Source organism: Pseudobutyrivibrio xylanivorans DSM 14809, assembly GCF_900141825.1.
In the GTDB taxonomy this organism is placed as follows: domain Bacteria; phylum Bacillota; class Clostridia; order Lachnospirales; family Lachnospiraceae; genus Pseudobutyrivibrio; species Pseudobutyrivibrio xylanivorans.
Window position 1 is genome coordinate 59,543 of record NZ_FQYQ01000012.1, and the last position, 16,825, is coordinate 76,367.

The 16,825-nt window shown below is 39.1% G+C and carries 13 protein-coding genes; 2 read left to right on the forward strand and 11 right to left on the reverse strand.

All coding sequences use genetic code 11. The annotated features are described in order from the left end of the window. Positions 1 to 11: 11 nt before the first annotated feature. Together rplI and BUA88_RS09875 are read right to left on the reverse strand one after the other, a co-directional pair. The gene (rplI, locus tag BUA88_RS09870) at positions 12 to 461 is read right to left on the reverse strand and encodes a 50S ribosomal protein L9 (protein ID WP_015550589.1); all 450 of its coding nucleotides are present in this window, start codon (positions 459 to 461) and stop codon (positions 12 to 14) included. Next, positions 458 to 2,515, reverse strand: a complete 2,058-nt coding sequence (locus tag BUA88_RS09875; RefSeq protein WP_072917012.1) for a GGDEF domain-containing protein — start codon at positions 2,513 to 2,515, stop codon at positions 458 to 460. The genes rplI and BUA88_RS09875 overlap by 4 nt, the downstream gene beginning before the upstream one ends. A 307-nt stretch (positions 2,516 to 2,822) precedes the next feature. Between BUA88_RS09875 and BUA88_RS09880 the strand changes: the two genes are divergently transcribed. Beyond that, positions 2,823 to 3,929 (forward strand): ABC transporter ATP-binding protein, encoded by a 1,107-nt coding sequence (locus BUA88_RS09880; RefSeq protein WP_072917017.1) that lies wholly within the window; start codon positions 2,823 to 2,825, stop codon positions 3,927 to 3,929. Between the two features lie 46 nt (positions 3,930 to 3,975). Then, positions 3,976 to 4,890 carry a PucR family transcriptional regulator gene (locus BUA88_RS09885; protein ID WP_072917021.1) on the forward strand — a complete coding sequence of 305 codons (915 nt, stop codon included), beginning with the start codon at positions 3,976 to 3,978 and terminating at the stop codon, positions 4,888 to 4,890. Positions 4,891 to 4,957: 67 nt separating this feature from the next. Here BUA88_RS09885 and BUA88_RS09890 read toward each other — a convergent pair whose 3' ends face one another. The 9 genes from BUA88_RS09890 to BUA88_RS09930 all read right to left on the reverse strand — a co-directional run bounded on the left by BUA88_RS09890 (position 4,958) and on the right by BUA88_RS09930 (position 16,760). Continuing rightward, positions 4,958 to 6,127, reverse strand: coding sequence for a galactokinase (locus tag BUA88_RS09890; protein ID WP_072917024.1), 1,170 nt, complete (start codon positions 6,125 to 6,127; stop codon positions 4,958 to 4,960). Positions 6,128 to 6,129: 2 nt separating this feature from the next. Further along, positions 6,130 to 6,660 (reverse strand): DUF6106 family protein, encoded by a 531-nt coding sequence (locus tag BUA88_RS09895; protein ID WP_072917029.1) that lies wholly within the window; start codon positions 6,658 to 6,660, stop codon positions 6,130 to 6,132. A gap of 68 nt (positions 6,661 to 6,728) precedes the next feature. After that, entirely contained in the window at positions 6,729 to 9,746 is a 3,018-nt protein-coding gene (locus BUA88_RS09900) for a beta-galactosidase, LacZ type (RefSeq protein ID WP_072917033.1), read from the reverse strand. 11 nt (positions 9,747 to 9,757) lie between these two features. Then, positions 9,758 to 10,570, reverse strand: coding sequence for a carbohydrate ABC transporter permease (locus BUA88_RS09905; RefSeq protein ID WP_072917121.1), 813 nt, complete (start codon positions 10,568 to 10,570; stop codon positions 9,758 to 9,760). 13 nt (positions 10,571 to 10,583) lie between these two features. Beyond that, complete coding sequence (locus BUA88_RS09910; RefSeq protein ID WP_072917117.1) at positions 10,584 to 11,465, reverse strand: carbohydrate ABC transporter permease; 882 nt, start codon at positions 11,463 to 11,465, stop codon at positions 10,584 to 10,586. Positions 11,466 to 11,565: 100 nt separating this feature from the next. Next, a complete protein-coding gene (locus BUA88_RS09915) occupies positions 11,566 to 12,924 on the reverse strand; it encodes an ABC transporter substrate-binding protein (RefSeq protein WP_072917037.1) in 1,359 nt (452 codons plus the stop codon). 222 nt (positions 12,925 to 13,146) lie between these two features. Next, positions 13,147 to 14,082, reverse strand: a complete 936-nt coding sequence (locus BUA88_RS09920; RefSeq protein ID WP_072917041.1) for a helix-turn-helix domain-containing protein — start codon at positions 14,080 to 14,082, stop codon at positions 13,147 to 13,149. After that, on the reverse strand, positions 14,069 to 15,262 hold the full coding sequence (locus BUA88_RS09925) for a pyridoxal phosphate-dependent aminotransferase (RefSeq protein ID WP_072917044.1): 1,194 nt from the start codon (positions 15,260 to 15,262) through the stop codon (positions 14,069 to 14,071). Before BUA88_RS09925 ends, BUA88_RS09920 begins: the two co-directional genes overlap by 14 nt. A 115-nt stretch (positions 15,263 to 15,377) precedes the next feature. Then, the gene (locus tag BUA88_RS09930) at positions 15,378 to 16,760 is read right to left on the reverse strand and encodes a sensor domain-containing diguanylate cyclase (protein WP_072917047.1); all 1,383 of its coding nucleotides are present in this window, start codon (positions 16,758 to 16,760) and stop codon (positions 15,378 to 15,380) included. Positions 16,761 to 16,825 lie beyond the last annotated feature (65 nt).

Here is a 16,825-nt window from a genome sequence, read left to right on the forward strand (position 1 = left end):
TTATCCCCTAATTATTTTCCCTCTGAAACGTGAACTCTCAAAGTAGCTGTAACTTGTGGGTGAAGCTTTACCTTTACCTCGTAAGTTCCGAGTGCTCTGATTGGATCCTCAAGTACGATTTTCTTCTTGTCGATTTCCTTACCGTACTGCTTCTTTGTTGCTTCTGCGATTTCCTTTGTAGAAACTGAGCCAAAGGTTCTTCCGCCTTCGCCAGTCTTGATTGTAGTCTCTACCTTCCAGTCTTCCATTTCCTTTGCGAAAGCCTGTGCTGCTTCAAGATTCTCCTGAGCAACCTTTTCATCATGTTTATTCTGAAGCTTTAAGTCGTTAAGTGCAGCATTTGTAGCCTCTTTACCAAGCTTTTTCTTAAAGAGCATGTTACGAGCATAGCCTTCGCTAACCTCTACTACCTCGCCCTTTTTTCCAAGTGCCTTAACGTCCTGAAGTAATATTACCTTCATAGTTTGATTTCTCCTTCTTCTAGCATTTTATCAATAGTCTCTTCCAAATCTTTTCGAACCTCTTCTAAGGTGCGATTCTGAATCTGTGCTCCCGCTACATTTACGTGGCCACCACCACCAAGGCGTGCCATAATGCTCTGAACATCAATCTCATCAATTGAACGGGAACTGATATAAATCTTGTCCATAAATTTTGTAAGAACAAAGGAAGCCTTAATTCCTACGATATTAAGAAGCTCATTAGCCGCCTGAGCTGCAATGACTGTTGGAGATTCAATCTGTCCATCTGGCTCACATTCTGAAATAGCAAATGCACCTCTGAATGTTGATGCATGACGTACAACCTCAGCTCTCGCTTTGTATGTCTCCATGTCTTCTCTGAGCATCTTACGAACTCGTGTAACCTCTGCGCCATTTCTTCTAAGGAAGGCAGCAGCTTCAAAGGTTCTTACACCAGTCTTTGTCATAAAGTTGTTGGTATCGATAAGGATACCTGCGTAAATACAATCAGCCTCTGTAGGGTTCAGTGTAATCTTCTCAGCGAAGTACTGAAGGACCTCAGCAATCATCTCGCTGGCTGATGAAGCGTATGGCTCGATGTAGGAAAGAATTGGATTTTCGATTGTTTCCTCTACCTGTCTGTGATGATCTATTACGACAATATTTTTGTTCTTATATAGAAGTGCTGGACACTCTACAATACTTGGTCTGTTGGTATCAACTACCATAATAAGTGTGTTGTCATTGCAAAGATTAATAGCCTGCTCACTGGTTATGAACATATCATTTGGATATTCTTCCTTCTCAGTAAAGCTTTCAACTACTGGCCTCATTGAGCTTGTGATTGTATCAATGACAATATTTACTGGCTTTCCGATTTCACGACCTGCACAGTAAACACCAACTGATGCACCAAGACAATCTGCATCGGAAAGATTGTGACCCATAACGATGATTCTGTCTCGAGTCTCCATGATTTCACGAAGTGCCTGTGCCTTAACACGAGCTTTAACACGTGTAGTACGCTCTACTTCCTTACCATGCGTTCCATAATATGAAACATTCTGACCATTCTTAACAACAACCTGACATCCACCACGGCCCAGGGCTAAGTCAATAGCCATGTGTGCATACTGAGCATTCTGTGTATAACTTTCACTGCCAAGACCAACACCAATACTAATTGTGATATCTCTGTCATTTCCCATCTTTATAGAAGTAATGTCTTCTACAAGTGAGAACTTATCCTCTTCAAAAGTAGCTAAATACTTGCGCTGGAAGGTAATTAAATATTTGTCCTTCTCAAGACGACGAACAATGGCATCTCCCTCACCGAAGTATTTATTAATCTTTCTATCTAAAAGTGCAAGAAGCATTGAACGCTTTGCATTTTCTACCTGATCGAATACTTCATCATAATTATCAATATAAAGAAGAGCCATGACCATAGCCTGGTCATTAATCTTGGCCTTTGTCTCTTGCACGTCAGTCTCATCAAAAAGCATAATAGCAACAAGACCATCTTCACTTCCATCTAAGTTAGACAATATTCCATTGCCAGATAATGGCTCAGTCATATCTAAGCGCTGAAGACTGGCAAGATATTTTCTCTCGTTGTACTCGATATGCATGTCGAAGTTGTCATCCTTTGCATGCTCGATGCCCTCACGTGTAATCTCTGGAAAGATAGTAGTGATTGACTTGTTATAAGTTTTGTTCTTTTCAGTAAGTGCACAAAACTCTTCATTCATCCACATGATTTTTCCTGTAGAATCCAAAAGAACATATGGCACCCTAAAATTCTTAAGAAGTTCTTTTTGAACAGTACCATAATGTACAGCATATTCAATTATTGTGTTCTTGAATGCTTTAAGATTAGCTTTGTAATAGGCAAAAACAACTATTGCATAAATAAACACAAAAATAGTCATTCCCACTGCCACTCGAGGGTTCACAAAGCTCACAGCGATACAGCCTATTATGAAAATAATAAGCATATACAGAGGAAATCTTAGATAACGCTTTAATCGATTTCTATACTTTAACGCTTCCATTTGTTCATTCTCCCAAAATAAACGTTTGATATAATCGTAATTCAAACGTGACTATTCTCCATAATTATCTAGTATTATAACATATAATTTCTCATTATAATCAATTATTAATCTAAGTATAGAATAAATATCCAAAATTCCTCATATCAATTTGTGCATCTTTAACATAGAGTTGTTAAAATACCGAAAGGTTTTTGTATTTTTTGGTTATTCTAACATTGTTCACAATTTCTTCATTTTCTATAATCGTATTAGTTGATGGGGGTAACCCAAATTTAAAGTAATTCAAAAAGAGAGGATTTTTATTATGGCAGACATTCAATTAAAAAACATTAATAAGAAATATCCTAACGGCTTCCACGCTGTAAAGGATTTCAATCTTGACATTAAGGATCAGGAGTTCATCATCTTCGTTGGTCCTTCAGGTTGTGGTAAGTCTACAACACTTCGTATGATCGCTGGTCTTGAGGAGATTTCTTCAGGTGAGCTTCTCATCGATGGAAAGCTTATGAACGACGTAGAGCCAAAGGACAGAGATATCGCAATGGTATTCCAGAACTACGCTCTTTATCCACATATGACAGTTTATGATAACATGGCATTCGGCCTTAAGCTCCGCAAGGTACCAAAGGACGAAATCGATAAGAAGGTACGTGAGGCAGCTAGAATCCTTGACCTTGAGAAGCTTCTTGACAGAAAGCCAAAGGCTCTTTCAGGTGGTCAGAGACAGCGTGTAGCTATGGGTCGTGCAATCGTTCGTAACCCTAAGGTATTCCTTATGGATGAGCCTCTTTCAAACCTTGATGCAAAGCTTCGTGTTCAGATGAGAACTGAGATTTCTAAGCTTCATGATTCACTTGGAGCAACAATGATCTACGTTACACATGATCAGACAGAGGCTATGACACTTGGTACAAGAATCGTAGTTATGAAGGACGGTGTTGTTCAGCAGATCGATACACCAGCTAACCTTTACCAGAAGCCATGCAACCTCTTCGTTGCAGGATTCATCGGATCACCTCAGATGAACTTCCTTGAGGGTACACTTAATGCTGATTGCTCAGCTATCCAGGTTAATGGTGCAAGCCTTCAGATTCCACCAGCAAAGACAAAGGCTCTTGCAGAGAAGAACTACGGTGGAAAGACAGTTATCCTTGGTATTCGTCCAGAGGATATCCACGATTCACAGATCTTCGTTGATACACAGTCATCATCAGTTATCGAAGCTAAGATCTCTGTATATGAGCTTCTTGGTGCTGAGGTTTACTTATACTTCGATTATGCTGGAACTCAGGTTACAGCAAGAGTTGACCCACGTACAACAGCTAGAGGTGGCGACACAGTTAAGTTTGCTCTTGATATGGAGAAGGCTCACTTCTTCGATAAGGATACAGAGCTTACAATTGCAAACTAATCTATAGCGAATAAAAGCTTAATGGACTATAATTAGAGGTATCTTTTTGAAAGGTACCTCTTTTTTTATGGATTTTGAAGATAAAAAAAACAAACTACTAGATCAACTTAATAAGGCTACTGGAATTAATTTTGATATTACTGACTCTTCTTTATCTGAAGATGAGATATTAAATAAGCTTAAAGAATTAGTTGTACATTTTAATGTTATTGATTCTAAGACAGGTTTGTACAGGCTCTTTCTTTCAAAAGAATTGGCTTATTCTGATGCACTTTCATCACTTAGTAGATTTCATATTGATGAGGAGCACCTTCGCCAGATATTCTATTTAGAGAGTCCTGGTGAATACAGCAAAGAGGCGGTTTCTTTACTAAAAAGCCTACTTCCCGATTCGAAGGACGTTGTCTTAGAGCTTGATTCTAAACACTTAGTACTAATTATTAACTTTGACGTAGCGCCTTCTTCTGAAGATATTCTTCAAACAGCAAGTTCTTATCTTGATATGCTGGAAACTGAAGCGTTTACTTCCTTTAAACTTAGCTATAGTAAATCTGTAATGTCATTTAAAGAACTTCCTAATGCTTATAACGATGCTATTACTGCTATGGAGATTGGAAATACCTTTAATAGTAACGGACGTATTTATTGCTATGAAGATTTAGGCTTAGGTCGGTTACTTTATAATGTTCCACCAGCAGAGATTAAGGCTTATCTTAATAAGCATATAAATGTTGATATTTTATCACAGATTGACGAGGAAACCCTTTCGCTTATCAATGCGTTTTTCGAGAATGATTTATCGCTTGCTGAGACAGCAAGACAGACCTTTATTCATAGAAATACACTGATTTACAGGCTTGATAAGTTTGCAGATTTAACGGGATATGATGTAAGAAAATTCAATGAAGCTATTACTGTTAAGATATCTCTTATGCTTTTCAACTACATAAAAGCACAATAAAAATGACTGACGAGTACACCTCATCAGTCATCTTCGATGACAGCTTCCCCTCAAGGGGAAGCCTTTTTTATGCTAATCTTCTTGCACCATCGCCAATGTCTACTACGTAGAATTCAGCATCTAAATCGTATTTTTCTTTGTAAGCCTTGCCTACAACTTCCTTGAAGTTCTCCACAGCGTCGTTTTCTACGATAGCCACAGTACAGCCTCCAAATCCGCCGCCTGTGATGCGTGCTCCGATTACACCAGGAACACTCCACTCTGTTTCTACAAGGAAATCTACCTCTTCGCAAGATACCTCATAATCATCACGAAGTGATACGTGGCTTGCATTCATAAGCTTTCCAAATGTCTCAATATCATTATTATTGAGTGCCTCTACAGCCTTGATTGTACGCTGATTCTCGGCTACAGCATGCTTAGCTCTTCTGTAGCATACTTCATCCTTAATAGCGCTGCCGTACTTTTCAAATTCCTCATCTGTAAGCTCTCCAAGTGTGCTGATGCCGCATACTGTCTGAAGATCTGCAAGAGCCTGAGCGCTCTCATTTCTTCTGTCGTTATATGCGCTGTCTACAAGTGAGTGCTTTACCTTAGAATTTGTGATAACAATCTTAGCTCCTTCGAGCTTTACGCTGGCATATTTATAGGATAAATCTGCACAGTCAAGGAAAATGGCGTGGTCTTTTTGACCCATTGCAACCGCAAACTGGTCCATTATACCGCAGTTGCAGCCATTAAATTTATTCTCTGAGTACTGTCCTACAAGGGCAAGCTCTGTCATAGTCTTATCTAAGCCAAAGAAATCATTAAGAACTGTACCTGTAAGCACCTCAAGACTCGCTGAAGATGAAAGGCCAGAACCATTAGGAATATTACCCCAAACAGCCATTTCAAATCCTGATTTAATTTCTGAGCCCTTCTCGATTAAGGCCCAAACAACACCAAGTGGATAGTTTGCCCAGCTATATTCATCCTTATTTGTAAGATCATCAAGTGAGCTTTCGATAACTCCTACACGTTCAATATTTGCTGAGTAAAGCTTAATCACTCTGTCCTCACGCTTTCTTGCTACAGCATAAGTACCGATAGTAAGAGCGCATGGAAATACGTGTCCACCGTTGTAATCAGTATGCTCTCCAATAAGGTTTACACGGCCTGGTGCGAAGTATGTGCGGATATCTCCGCCCTCTCCGAACTTCTCTTCAAAGATAACTTTTAATTCTTTCTCGTTCATGATTATCCCCTATAAATATCTCTCTTGTTATATTTCTCCATTGCAGTAAGCAACTTGTCAGAAGGTGTGAATAATACTTTGAAATCGTTGCCTTTTGCCTCGCTGTGAGCCACTAAGATGTAATCTTTTAACTCTTCATTATGTGCTGAACAGTCATAAGTCTTGAGTTGAACATGATCAAACCTAAGCGATTCATTGGTTCCCATAGCTGCAACCATCTTAATCTCGCTTGATTCGATAGTAACAACTTTTTTTCTCTTGGAATTATCGATGATTTTTGCGATTTCTAAGCTACCATTAGTATAATCATACTCATACTCTACATTTTTGTTATTAACAATTAAAAATAAATCAATAACAATCATAACAATAAATGCTATAAGGAAAATGTACTTTAGATGATTGTCCATTACAGTAAATCCACCTAAGGAAACCAGACACATAGCCATTAATCCAAGCTTTCTTTGCTTATCTTGAGCTGTCTCAAGAACCTTTACCGAGTCTTCTACAAAAGTATCATTTGATTCAAACATAATTCGTCCCTCCATAATAAACAATTGCCGACTGCTATATCCAAACAGCAGTCGACAATTATTATAGCTTAAATTCCCCTAAAACTAAAGGAAATCTGCATTTCTTTACTATTATCAAGCATAAATTCTGGATGAGTTTTTGCACCCCATGTATCATCTCCTGCTATGCCCATCTGTGTACCCACTCTTACATGTGTAAAATGTGGATTTGGAAGCTCTGTTGGATGCTGTGCCTCATCTATTTCGTGCACAGTATATGGAAGGGCTGAAAATCCGAAATTTTCTGTAAGGAATAAAATTCCATCACCCTTATCATCTGTAAGCTTTGCATATCTTACCTCCTGATGATTTCCACACTCCTGAGGAACAAGGTATTTAGCCATGTTATCCTCTACTTTATTAGCAAATACGCCTACTTTAGCGTGGTCTCTATCGTTATATGTCTCCTGAGGTCCCTTTCCATACCACTCAAGGTTTGAAAGCTCATTATCAAGAGCAAAAGCCATTGAAAGCTCTGGGAGCTCACCAATGTCCGCAGACTTAGGAAGTTTTAAAATACAGTCAACCACTCCATCCGAATTAACGACATACTCAACCTGACATGTGCCTGCTGGCTTTGTAGGAAGATGATATGTGTAAACAACCTTTACCTTCTCTTTATCAGCCTCTACAACCGGTGCTTCATATATCTTTTCATCCATAACTGATGTGGCAAGATATTTGCTGGCTAGCTTCCACTGACCAGCTCTGAATGGCAGTTGGTTAGCAAGGTCATTCTCTGTCATTGGTCTCCAGAAGTTTGGAAGAACAAATTTCTTTAAAAGCTCCTTACCATGATACTTATATGAGCTTAATCCTCTCTGACCAACAAATAATACTTCGAAGTCCTCTCCCTTTACACCAAGATTATGGAAGCCCTGTGTTACTTTGAGAGACTTCTTCTCGCCTCGCTCATAAATGAATCTGCCAACTGTAGCCTGTCCATAAGCCACTTCATGTCCCTTTCTAGCCCAAAGAGTGTCCTCGGAAAGTACGAATGAAAGGGTTACCACATATTCATTATCCTTTGGTAAATCAAGTTCTAATCCGTAGTCTATTGTCTCAAGAGGCGGACAGTCGATTGTAAGCTCCTCTTCTGCAACGAGTTCACCAATCTTTTCTACTGTAAGAATTGCTGTGTACTCATTTGTGTTTGTAAACAGATTTCTATTCTCAATATGAGCATTTCCATCTGCAATTGTTATCTTGATATTCTGATAATCGTACTTTACTTCCTGCATCTTTGGACTAGGAAGTCTACCCTTGCTATAGCAGATACCATCGCCTGAGAAGCTGCCATCATTAGGTCTGTCGTCGAAATCTCCGCCGTAGCCCTCAAATTCTACGCCATAGCAATCCTTTTTTGTGATGGCTTGATCAATATAATCCCAGATAAATCCTCCCTGGAATCTTGGCTCCTCATAGGCAAGCTCAGTATATTTTGACATAGCTCCACAAGAATTACCCATTGCATGCATGTACTCGCAATTGATATAAGGCTTATCCTTGTGTTCCTTGAGCCATTCTTTGATATTCTTTACATAGACATACATTGTAGATTCCATATCTGATAAATCTACACGTCTGTCATTAAATACGCCTTCATAATGGACAAGTCTACCGTTATCTAGGTTATGCAACATATCTTGCATCTTGCGTAGATTTGTGCCGCCATACGATTCATTTCCTAATGACCATATCAAAATACATGGATGATTCTTGTCTCGCTGGAACATATTGTTAGCTCTATCGAGAACATTGTCGGTAAATTCCGGTCTGTCACCTGGAACAGCATAGCTGTCATCCTTTACCTTAAGAATCTGTATTGGTGTCTGCCATGTTCCATGTGTCTCAAGGTTTGTTTCGTCGATTACGTACAATCCAAAGATATCGCACAATCTATAGAAAATTGTCTGATTTGGATAATGGCTTGTACGAATAGCATTTATATTGTTCTTCTTGATTGTAATAATATCCTGAAGAATTTCTTCCTCTGAAAGAACACGTCCTGTTGATGAAGAAAATTCGTGACGATTGACGCCCTTAAACACGATGCGTTTTCCGTTTATGTGCATCATGCCGTCCTTCATCTCGAATCTTCTAAAGCCTACCTTTTCTTTCAAAACCTCAGTAAGACGGCCTGTCTCACCGAATACGTTAAGCTGTAAGTCGAAAAGAAATGGATGCTCTGCGCTCCAAAGCTTTGGCTCTCTAACGTGAAGTTCGAAATGGTTGCTACCTTCTGCTATGGTAATCTTGTTTAAAATCTCTACTTCATCGTCTGATAAAGTCATCTGGATAAGTCCATCGCCTGTTGATTCCATATCAAGCACAAGAGTAGCATCCTTGTAGTCATCATCAAGGAGTGTTTGGATTCTGATATCTCTGATATGTGTAGCAGGAACGGTATATAAATATACCTCTCTAAAGATTCCTGAGAATCTAAAGAAGTCCTGGTCCTCACACCAGCTACCAGCTGTCCATTTGAATACCTGTACTGCCAGCTTGTTCTCACCATCTTTTATAAATGGTGTTAGATCAAACTCAGATGGAGTGAAGGAATCCTCACTATAACCTACATATTTTCCGTTGAGCCAGAGAGCAAAACCGCTCTCCACGCCCTGGAATGATATATATACAGGCTGTCCCTTCATAAAATCTGGAACAGTAAAGTATTTAACGTAATTTCCTACTGGATTCTCCTCTGTAGGAATTTCCCCTGGAACTACAGACTCGTGTCCATCCCATGGATACTGGGTGTTGACGTACATAATCTTGTCATAACCCTCCATCTGGATGTGTGCAGGAACTTTTATATCATCCCAACACTTGCAGTCTCTATCCTCTTCATAAAAAGTCTTGTCACAGCACTCGTAGTTTTTAGCATATTCAAACTTCCACATTCCATTTAGAGAATGCTTAAAATTAGATTTCTCACCATAAGCAAAATTCTCACTATCGTAATACTCGTGGTCTGAGTGTGGAGCTAAACGATTTTCTTGAAAAATTCTAGGGTCTTTAACAATTGAATAATTGAATTCAGCCATAGTTTTTCCCCTTATTTAACACTACCTGTAATACCTTCTGCAAACTGCTTCTGAAGTACGAAGAATACTATCATTGTTGGAAGTGAGCAGAACAATACTCCAAGCATTGTCATACCGTAATCTACTGTGTAACCACTTGAAATATTAGCAATGAACATTGGCATTGTCTGAGCTCTGTTGTCGCTCATAACTACCTTTGGCCACATATATGCATTCCATGCATTCATGAATGTGATAACAGCTGCTGCTGCGTAGATTGATTTCTGAACTGGAACATACATCTTGAAGAAAATCTTCCACTCTGAAAGTCCATCGATACGTGCAGCCTCCATGATGTCAGGTGGGAAATTACGAGAATTCTGTCTGAACATCATAATCATAAATGGTGTTGAAATACCAGGTAAAATGAAAGCCCATACTGAATTAAGAAGCTTTGCCTTTGAAACAAGTCCGTATAAAGGAACCATTGTAGCAACTGCTGGTACCATCATAGCAAGAAGAAGAATTCCAAAAAGTCTATCCTTTCCCTTGTCGTGATAAAGCTCAAATCCATAACCTGCTATTGAACATACAAAAAGTGTAACTACTGTCTGTACGATTGAGTAAAGGAATGAATTTCCCATACTGCTCCAAAGAGTTCCCTGAACTGCCTTTGAAAGATTTGCAAAATTTACTGCAAAATTTGTACCAAATGCAATTGAACCTCTGGCCACATTAAGCGATGTGTTTGTAGCTGCTGCAATCATCCAGTAAAGTGGAAATACTGATATAAATGAGCAGATAATTAAAAATATGTATGTAGGAATAAGCCTACGCTGTACCATTGATCTATTTTTCTTAGTCACGTGAATCACCTACTTTCAAATTGATGAATGCAAGTATTGCAACCAAAATGAATACTACGAATGACATTGCTGAAGTGTAACCAAAGTTACCAACACCCTGTCCAAATGCCTGATTGTAAATGTAGTGTGACATTGTGATTGTTGAATTTGCAGGACCACCACTTGTTAAGTTCATAGACTCGTCGAAGAGCTGTAATGTACCGTTAATTGACATGATAGCTGTCATAACGATTGTTGGCTTAAGAAGTGGAACTGTAATATTCCAGAAGGTCTTCCATCCATTTGCGCCATCGATCTTTGCTGCTTCATATACTGAGTACTCAATGTTCTGAAGACCAGCAAGATAAAATACCATATTATACCCTGTCCATCTCCAGATAAGAGCAATGATGATTACAGCTCTAGCTGTCCCTGCTGTACCAAGGAAATTAATGTTCTCATGAGTAAGACCAATATTCTGAAGAATTGTATTGATAAGACCCTGAGTAGCAAACATTGACTTGAAAATTAATGAGTAAGATACAAGTGATGTAGCACATGGTAAAAAGATACATGTTCTAAAGAATCCCTTGAACTTGAGGTCCTTGTTGTTAAGAAGCTGTGCTAAAAGAATAGCAAGGATCAACATTATAGGAACCTCTATTATTAAATAAAGGAATGTATTTTTCATAGATGTTTTGAAAATTACATCCTGTAGCATTCGAGAGTAATTGTATGTGAGAGGGTCTGCAAACTTAATGTTTACACCCTTTCCTGTTTTAAAAGATGTGATTAAAGCCTGAATAATTGGATAAAAGCTCATTATGAAAATGAGAATTGTTGCTGGTGTAAGAAATAACCAGCCGGCTGCCAATTGCTTATTCGCAAGTGTCATTCCATGTTTTTTCTTCTCCACTTTGGCATCCCCTTTCTTTAAAAATGGGAAGTGGGCTAGCCACTTCCCATGTAAATCATTTTATGTTAGTTTCTTAAGATTAAAGCCCCATCTCGAATCTGAGGTTTGACTCAGCTTCCTCAAGAGCCTGCTCTGTTGTGTAACCATTCTCGATTACGTTCTGAAGTGCAGTACCAAGTGCTGTTCTTGCTGAGTAGTGATAATCAGACTGCTCTACTGTTGGTACGTTCTGTGTATAATCTACGATGTCAGCATAGATAGCCTGACCGTTGAAGAAATCAACACCCTGCTGGTAAACATCTGACTCTGCAGCTGCAGCACATGTTCCGATAACACCACCATTAAGAAGTGCCTCATCATATGTTGTAGACTGTCCATCCTCAGCTGAACGACCACCAAATGTGTAAGCTAAGAAGTCCTTAGCAAGGTCTGTCTTTGTGCAGTTAGCTGTGATGTAAAGTGAAGAACCACCGTTTGAAGCGTAACCTGGCTTACCTGTAAGCGATGGAGCTGGAACGATTTCCCACTTACCAGAGTTGTCAGCAACCTGCTTCATTGTAGGGATAATCCAGTTACCATTGAATACACCTGCTACCATGTCACCCTGGATAGCCTGATCTGTGTAATCTGACCAGTCATTTGCAAGGTAAAGTACATTGTCCTGAGCCATCTTTGCGATGATTTCAAATACCTGTACAAGAGCCTTGTTATCCTTGATGTATGGCTCGCCATCCTTAAACTGTGAAACGCCCTCTTCCTGAAGCATCATGTAGAATAAGTCGTTTCCTGAACCATCCATGCAAAGGAGGTGCTTTCCTGTTGTCTCATATACCTTCTGTCCGATTTCATCGAACTTCTCCCAAGTAATACCCTTGACATCTTCGATTGAGTATCCAGCCTGCTCAAGAAGGTCTGTTCTGTATGCGAAGATTGCTGTACCAGCATCTACAGGGAAACCATAGTGCTTGCCATCGATTGTAGAGTATGAAAGTTTCTCAGCTCCAAGTCCTGACCAATCGCAATCTGCATCATCTGCATCCTGCCATGCATCTGGATAATTTGTAACATACTGCTGGATGTAGTGATCCTGGAAAAGTACAATATCTGGTAATGTGCTGTAGTCACCAGCTTCTGCTGCAAGTGTAACTGCCTGCTCAACGTCTGATGACTGTGACTGTGTAATAATCTCAAGTTTGAAATCTGGGTTTACATCCTGATAATCCTTCTCAGCTGCCTTAAGAGCAGGAATATTGAAGTTCTCATCCCAAGCGTAAACTGTTAATGTGTTCTCATCATCTGACTGTACGTCTGCTGCTGCAGCTCCATCCTCTGTTGCTGCATCTGATGATGTGTCTGCTGCTGTGTCAGAGCCGCCGCAAGCTACCATAGAAGCTGCCATAGCACTAACAAGCATGAGTGAAAGTAATTTCTTCTTCATTCTTTCCATTCTCCTTATTGTTTAAAAATTCGAGCGACCTTTTGTGCATTATGCACAAATTCTTTCCCAATACTCGCTCCTCATATGGTCATAATACTAGTTAACCCCTTTTTTGTGCTTTATATAATTGCTCTAAAAATTTGCAAATTTGACTATTTGCACACCTGTGTATGAGTGTTTTTTTACGAAAATGTGAAAAAAGGATGGTTGCGGGTCATCCCGCTACCATCCTTTTTTAGCGCTAATCTTATAATTCTTTTTTGTAAGACCTAAATGATTTTCATCCTTTTTCCACTGATAAGGGGTCTTGCCAGTCAGCTTTTTAAAATTCCTGTTAAAGGTGGATGGAGTCTGATAACCTACCCTGAATCCTACCTCTTCCATGGCATAGTCCTTATTTTGGATAATCTCGCAAGCCTTATCTATTCTTACCATATTCAGGTAATCAAGAGGCTTCATACTCATACTTTCTTCGAAGATTCGTCTAAAATGACTTTCTGAAAGTCCACATTCGTGGGCCACATCGGACATTTTCAAATCTTCAGCATAATGCTCAGCTATATAACTTACACTCTTTTCGATATATGAATTTAACCTTTTCTCTTCTAACGTAAGGCTGGAGCTCATATCCTCGTTAATTCTCAAAAGCTCTACAACAAAAGCTCGTAGATAACCTTTCACTGCATCCTTGTAATAAGGCTGCTTTTCACGATATTCCTCAATAATATTTCGCACTATATTTGTCAGAGCCTTATTCTGATTCCACTGAATTACATAGCCTTGATTATTGATTCGCTTAATGACTTCCTCTGGAAGCATTCGCTTAAACTGCATTTCATTTCTGATAAAGCTATCCAGATCAATGTAAATATATTCCCATTTACATATTCCCTGATTTAGACTTTTTGTCTCGTGTGGAATATTTTCTGGAATAATAGTGATAATACCACCTTTATAAGGCACGTTAGATTCCTCAATAGTCAGGTGTCCATTTCCCCAGTAGCAATATCCTATTTCCATGTAGTTGTGGAAATGCAAAAGATTTTCCTGCTCCGCTCCGTAGCTACGTACCCAAGACTCACCAAGGAGTGCCATTACATAATGACCATCTGGAATCTCATAATATCTATATTCGATTTGTTTCTTATGCTTTGCCATACTCTTCTCTCACAAAACGTTTGAATACCTCAATGGATCTCTCCACTTTTTCAGTATCAATACAATACGCCATTCTAAAATATCCTGGGCATCCAAAATTGTCTGCCGGAACTAATATTAAATCATACTTCTTAGCCTTCATGCAAAAGGCATTTGCATCATCTTCCAATGCCTTAGGGAAAATATAGAATGTCCCACCTGGACGAACCACTTCAAATCCCATTTCAACAAGCGCATCGTATATGATGTTCATATTTGTCTCATAAACGCTTAAATCACTTGTTTCATCAAGAACCTGACTTACTGCAAGCTGAGATGTAGATGCTGGACAATTGTGACCTATTCCTCGGCTTATCTGTCCCATAATTACCGCAAGAATATCTGCATCTGTTGCCTTTGGATTAACTGCTACATAGCCAATACGCTCTCCCGGAAGTGAAAGACTCTTAGAGAATGAATAACATGTCAATGTATTATCGTAGTATTTTGCTGGGTAAGGGCACTGCTTTCCATCGAAAACTATCTCCCTGTATGGCTCATCACTGATAAGGAATATATCATGACCATACTCCTCCTGCTTTGCATATAAAACATCTGCAAGTTGCTTTATAGTCTCCTCACTGTAAACAATTCCAGATGGATTGTTAGGTGTATTAATCAGCACTGCCATGGTCTTTTCATTGATGATGTGCTGAAATTCCTCGAAATTAATCTGGAAATCCTCTGTTCTAGGTGGAACAACCTTCATAACTGCACCGGTTCTACCTATATACTCTGTATATTCTGGGAAAAATGGAGCAAATACGATGATTTCATCTCCCGGCTCCGTAACAAGGCGAAATGCATGCGCTAAAGCTCCTGCTGCACCGATAGCCATAAAGATATGCTTTGCCTCATATGGCACACCAAACCTCTTACTGATAGATTCAGCCACAGCAGCTCTAACTTCTTCAATACCAAGTGATGGACTGTATCCGTGAACTGCCATTGGGTCCTTATCCTGATACATCTTTACTACTGCATCCGTATATCCTGTAGGGCAAGGCACGCTTGGGTTTCCAAGACTGTAATCAAACACGTTCTCATAGCCTATTTCCTTCCCCCTTGCAGTGGCATACTCACTAAGCTCTCTGATAATTGATTTTCCCTCAAGCATTTTCTTATAAGACTTGTTAATCATCACATTTCTCCCGTTTCACTAAGCTGGTTTCCAAGTTATTAGTCTAAATTTTACCATAAAAAAGCTGTTGCACAATACGCACAACAGCCTTTCTTTTTTATTTAATAAATACTTTTTAAGGATGCCTTCTCTCGTGCTCTAAAAAATACTCAGCCTTATCAACATACATAAGCTTGTCCGCCTGATTAATAAGCTCCTCAACATCACTAGCATTATCGCTCCAAACAGTTCCCATAGCAAAGGCCTTATTCTTAGCCTTCTTTCTGAGTTTCTCTATCTGCTCTTCGTAATGCTCCTGAGAAATCTGTGGTATCACTACAACAAATTCATCTCCACCAACTCTATAGCAATACTTCTTTTTGAAGACACCTGCAAGAATATTTGCAGTCTCCCTGATTACATTATCTCCCTCAACATGGCCGTTAGTATCGTTTATCTGCTTCAAACCATTAATATCAACGAAGCATACTCCCACTGAAACATCCAATTCATCAAGCATACTAAGAGTAGCTACATAAGAGTGTCGATTACCCAACCCCGTAAGCTCATCATGAGTGCTTCTATAACTCAGTTCCTGTGTCATTTTGTAATTGCGAAGCTCCTCAGCTATGAAAATACTAATAGACTCAACAACCGCTCTTACATTTATATCTAAATCCAATGAATAGTTTTCTATAAGTAGAAAGCCTATAGTCTCTTCCTTGTTTTTAAGGGCTGCTACAATATATCGAGTAATCGTTCCATGTAATACTGACTTATAAACTTCGCTATTCTGGGTATTTACCAATGACACATCATCACAAATAAACAGTGGATCATCACGCATTTGCCCCTTCCACATAGTGAAGAAATCAAACTGGTCGAAGACGTTTTTCGATGGAAGACCTGTTCCACCAATTTTGTCTGCCCAGGTATATAGCTCTCCCACTTCTCCATGAATGCATTCAATAACAGCCGTTCTGTCAGCACGAAGTACTGTACCCAAATCCTTCAGGATAATTTTTATTCCTTTGTTAAAATCATTAGCAGAAAGCTTCTTGGCACAATCCAATATAAAGTTATTTGAATTTATTGTTATAACTCTGTGCTCTTCTTTACGCTTTTCTGCTGTAACATCATGGATAATAAATGCGCAAAAGCCCTTTTTGTATACAGGAACTGCCCAGAATTCAAACCATTTATTAAACTGTGTATTATAGGTGCTATTGATTACCGATTGGCGCATAAAAGCAGCCTGGTAACTAAGACGTATCCAATCCTCGTCTCGGTTAGACACTGTAGTATAATATGTGGAGCCAATAAGCTCACTTGTAGATTTCCCTACTAGATTGGCATATTTTTCGTTTACAAATAGGAACAGCATATCTTTCACTGTTCCAAAAGGATCTGTAATAACTTGAAAAATACAACATGCATCAGGCAGGTCTCTTAACATATATAAAATATCCTGCGCTGAGTAATCGGTGTTCGATAAAATATCTTTTTCTTTGTTAGCCATTTTAACCCCCCCAAAATAGCTATACATCTCTCTTTAAATACACTATATTAAATTTATTGTCTAAA

What these genes read in the sequence shown, in the direction of transcription:
- rplI (WP_015550589.1), bottom strand. Translation starts at nt 461, where the DNA reads ATGAAGGTAATATTACTTCAGGACGTTAAGGCACTTGGAAAAAAGGGC.
- BUA88_RS09875 (WP_072917012.1), bottom strand. Translation starts at nt 2,515, where the DNA reads ATGGAAGCGTTAAAGTATAGAAATCGATTAAAGCGTTATCTAAGATTT.
- BUA88_RS09880 (WP_072917017.1), top strand. Translation starts at nt 2,823, where the DNA reads ATGGCAGACATTCAATTAAAAAACATTAATAAGAAATATCCTAACGGC.
- BUA88_RS09890 (WP_072917024.1), bottom strand. Translation starts at nt 6,127, where the DNA reads ATGAACGAGAAAGAATTAAAAGTTATCTTTGAAGAGAAGTTCGGAGAG.
- BUA88_RS09895 (WP_072917029.1), bottom strand. Translation starts at nt 6,660, where the DNA reads ATGTTTGAATCAAATGATACTTTTGTAGAAGACTCGGTAAAGGTTCTT.
- BUA88_RS09900 (WP_072917033.1), bottom strand. Translation starts at nt 9,746, where the DNA reads ATGGCTGAATTCAATTATTCAATTGTTAAAGACCCTAGAATTTTTCAA.
- BUA88_RS09905 (WP_072917121.1), bottom strand. Translation starts at nt 10,570, where the DNA reads ATGGTACAGCGTAGGCTTATTCCTACATACATATTTTTAATTATCTGC.
- BUA88_RS09910 (WP_072917117.1), bottom strand. Translation starts at nt 11,465, where the DNA reads ATGACACTTGCGAATAAGCAATTGGCAGCCGGCTGGTTATTTCTTACA.
- BUA88_RS09915 (WP_072917037.1), bottom strand. Translation starts at nt 12,924, where the DNA reads ATGAAGAAGAAATTACTTTCACTCATGCTTGTTAGTGCTATGGCAGCT.
- BUA88_RS09920 (WP_072917041.1), bottom strand. Translation starts at nt 14,082, where the DNA reads ATGGCAAAGCATAAGAAACAAATCGAATATAGATATTATGAGATTCCA.
- BUA88_RS09925 (WP_072917044.1), bottom strand. Translation starts at nt 15,262, where the DNA reads ATGATTAACAAGTCTTATAAGAAAATGCTTGAGGGAAAATCAATTATC.
- BUA88_RS09930 (WP_072917047.1), bottom strand. Translation starts at nt 16,760, where the DNA reads ATGGCTAACAAAGAAAAAGATATTTTATCGAACACCGATTACTCAGCG.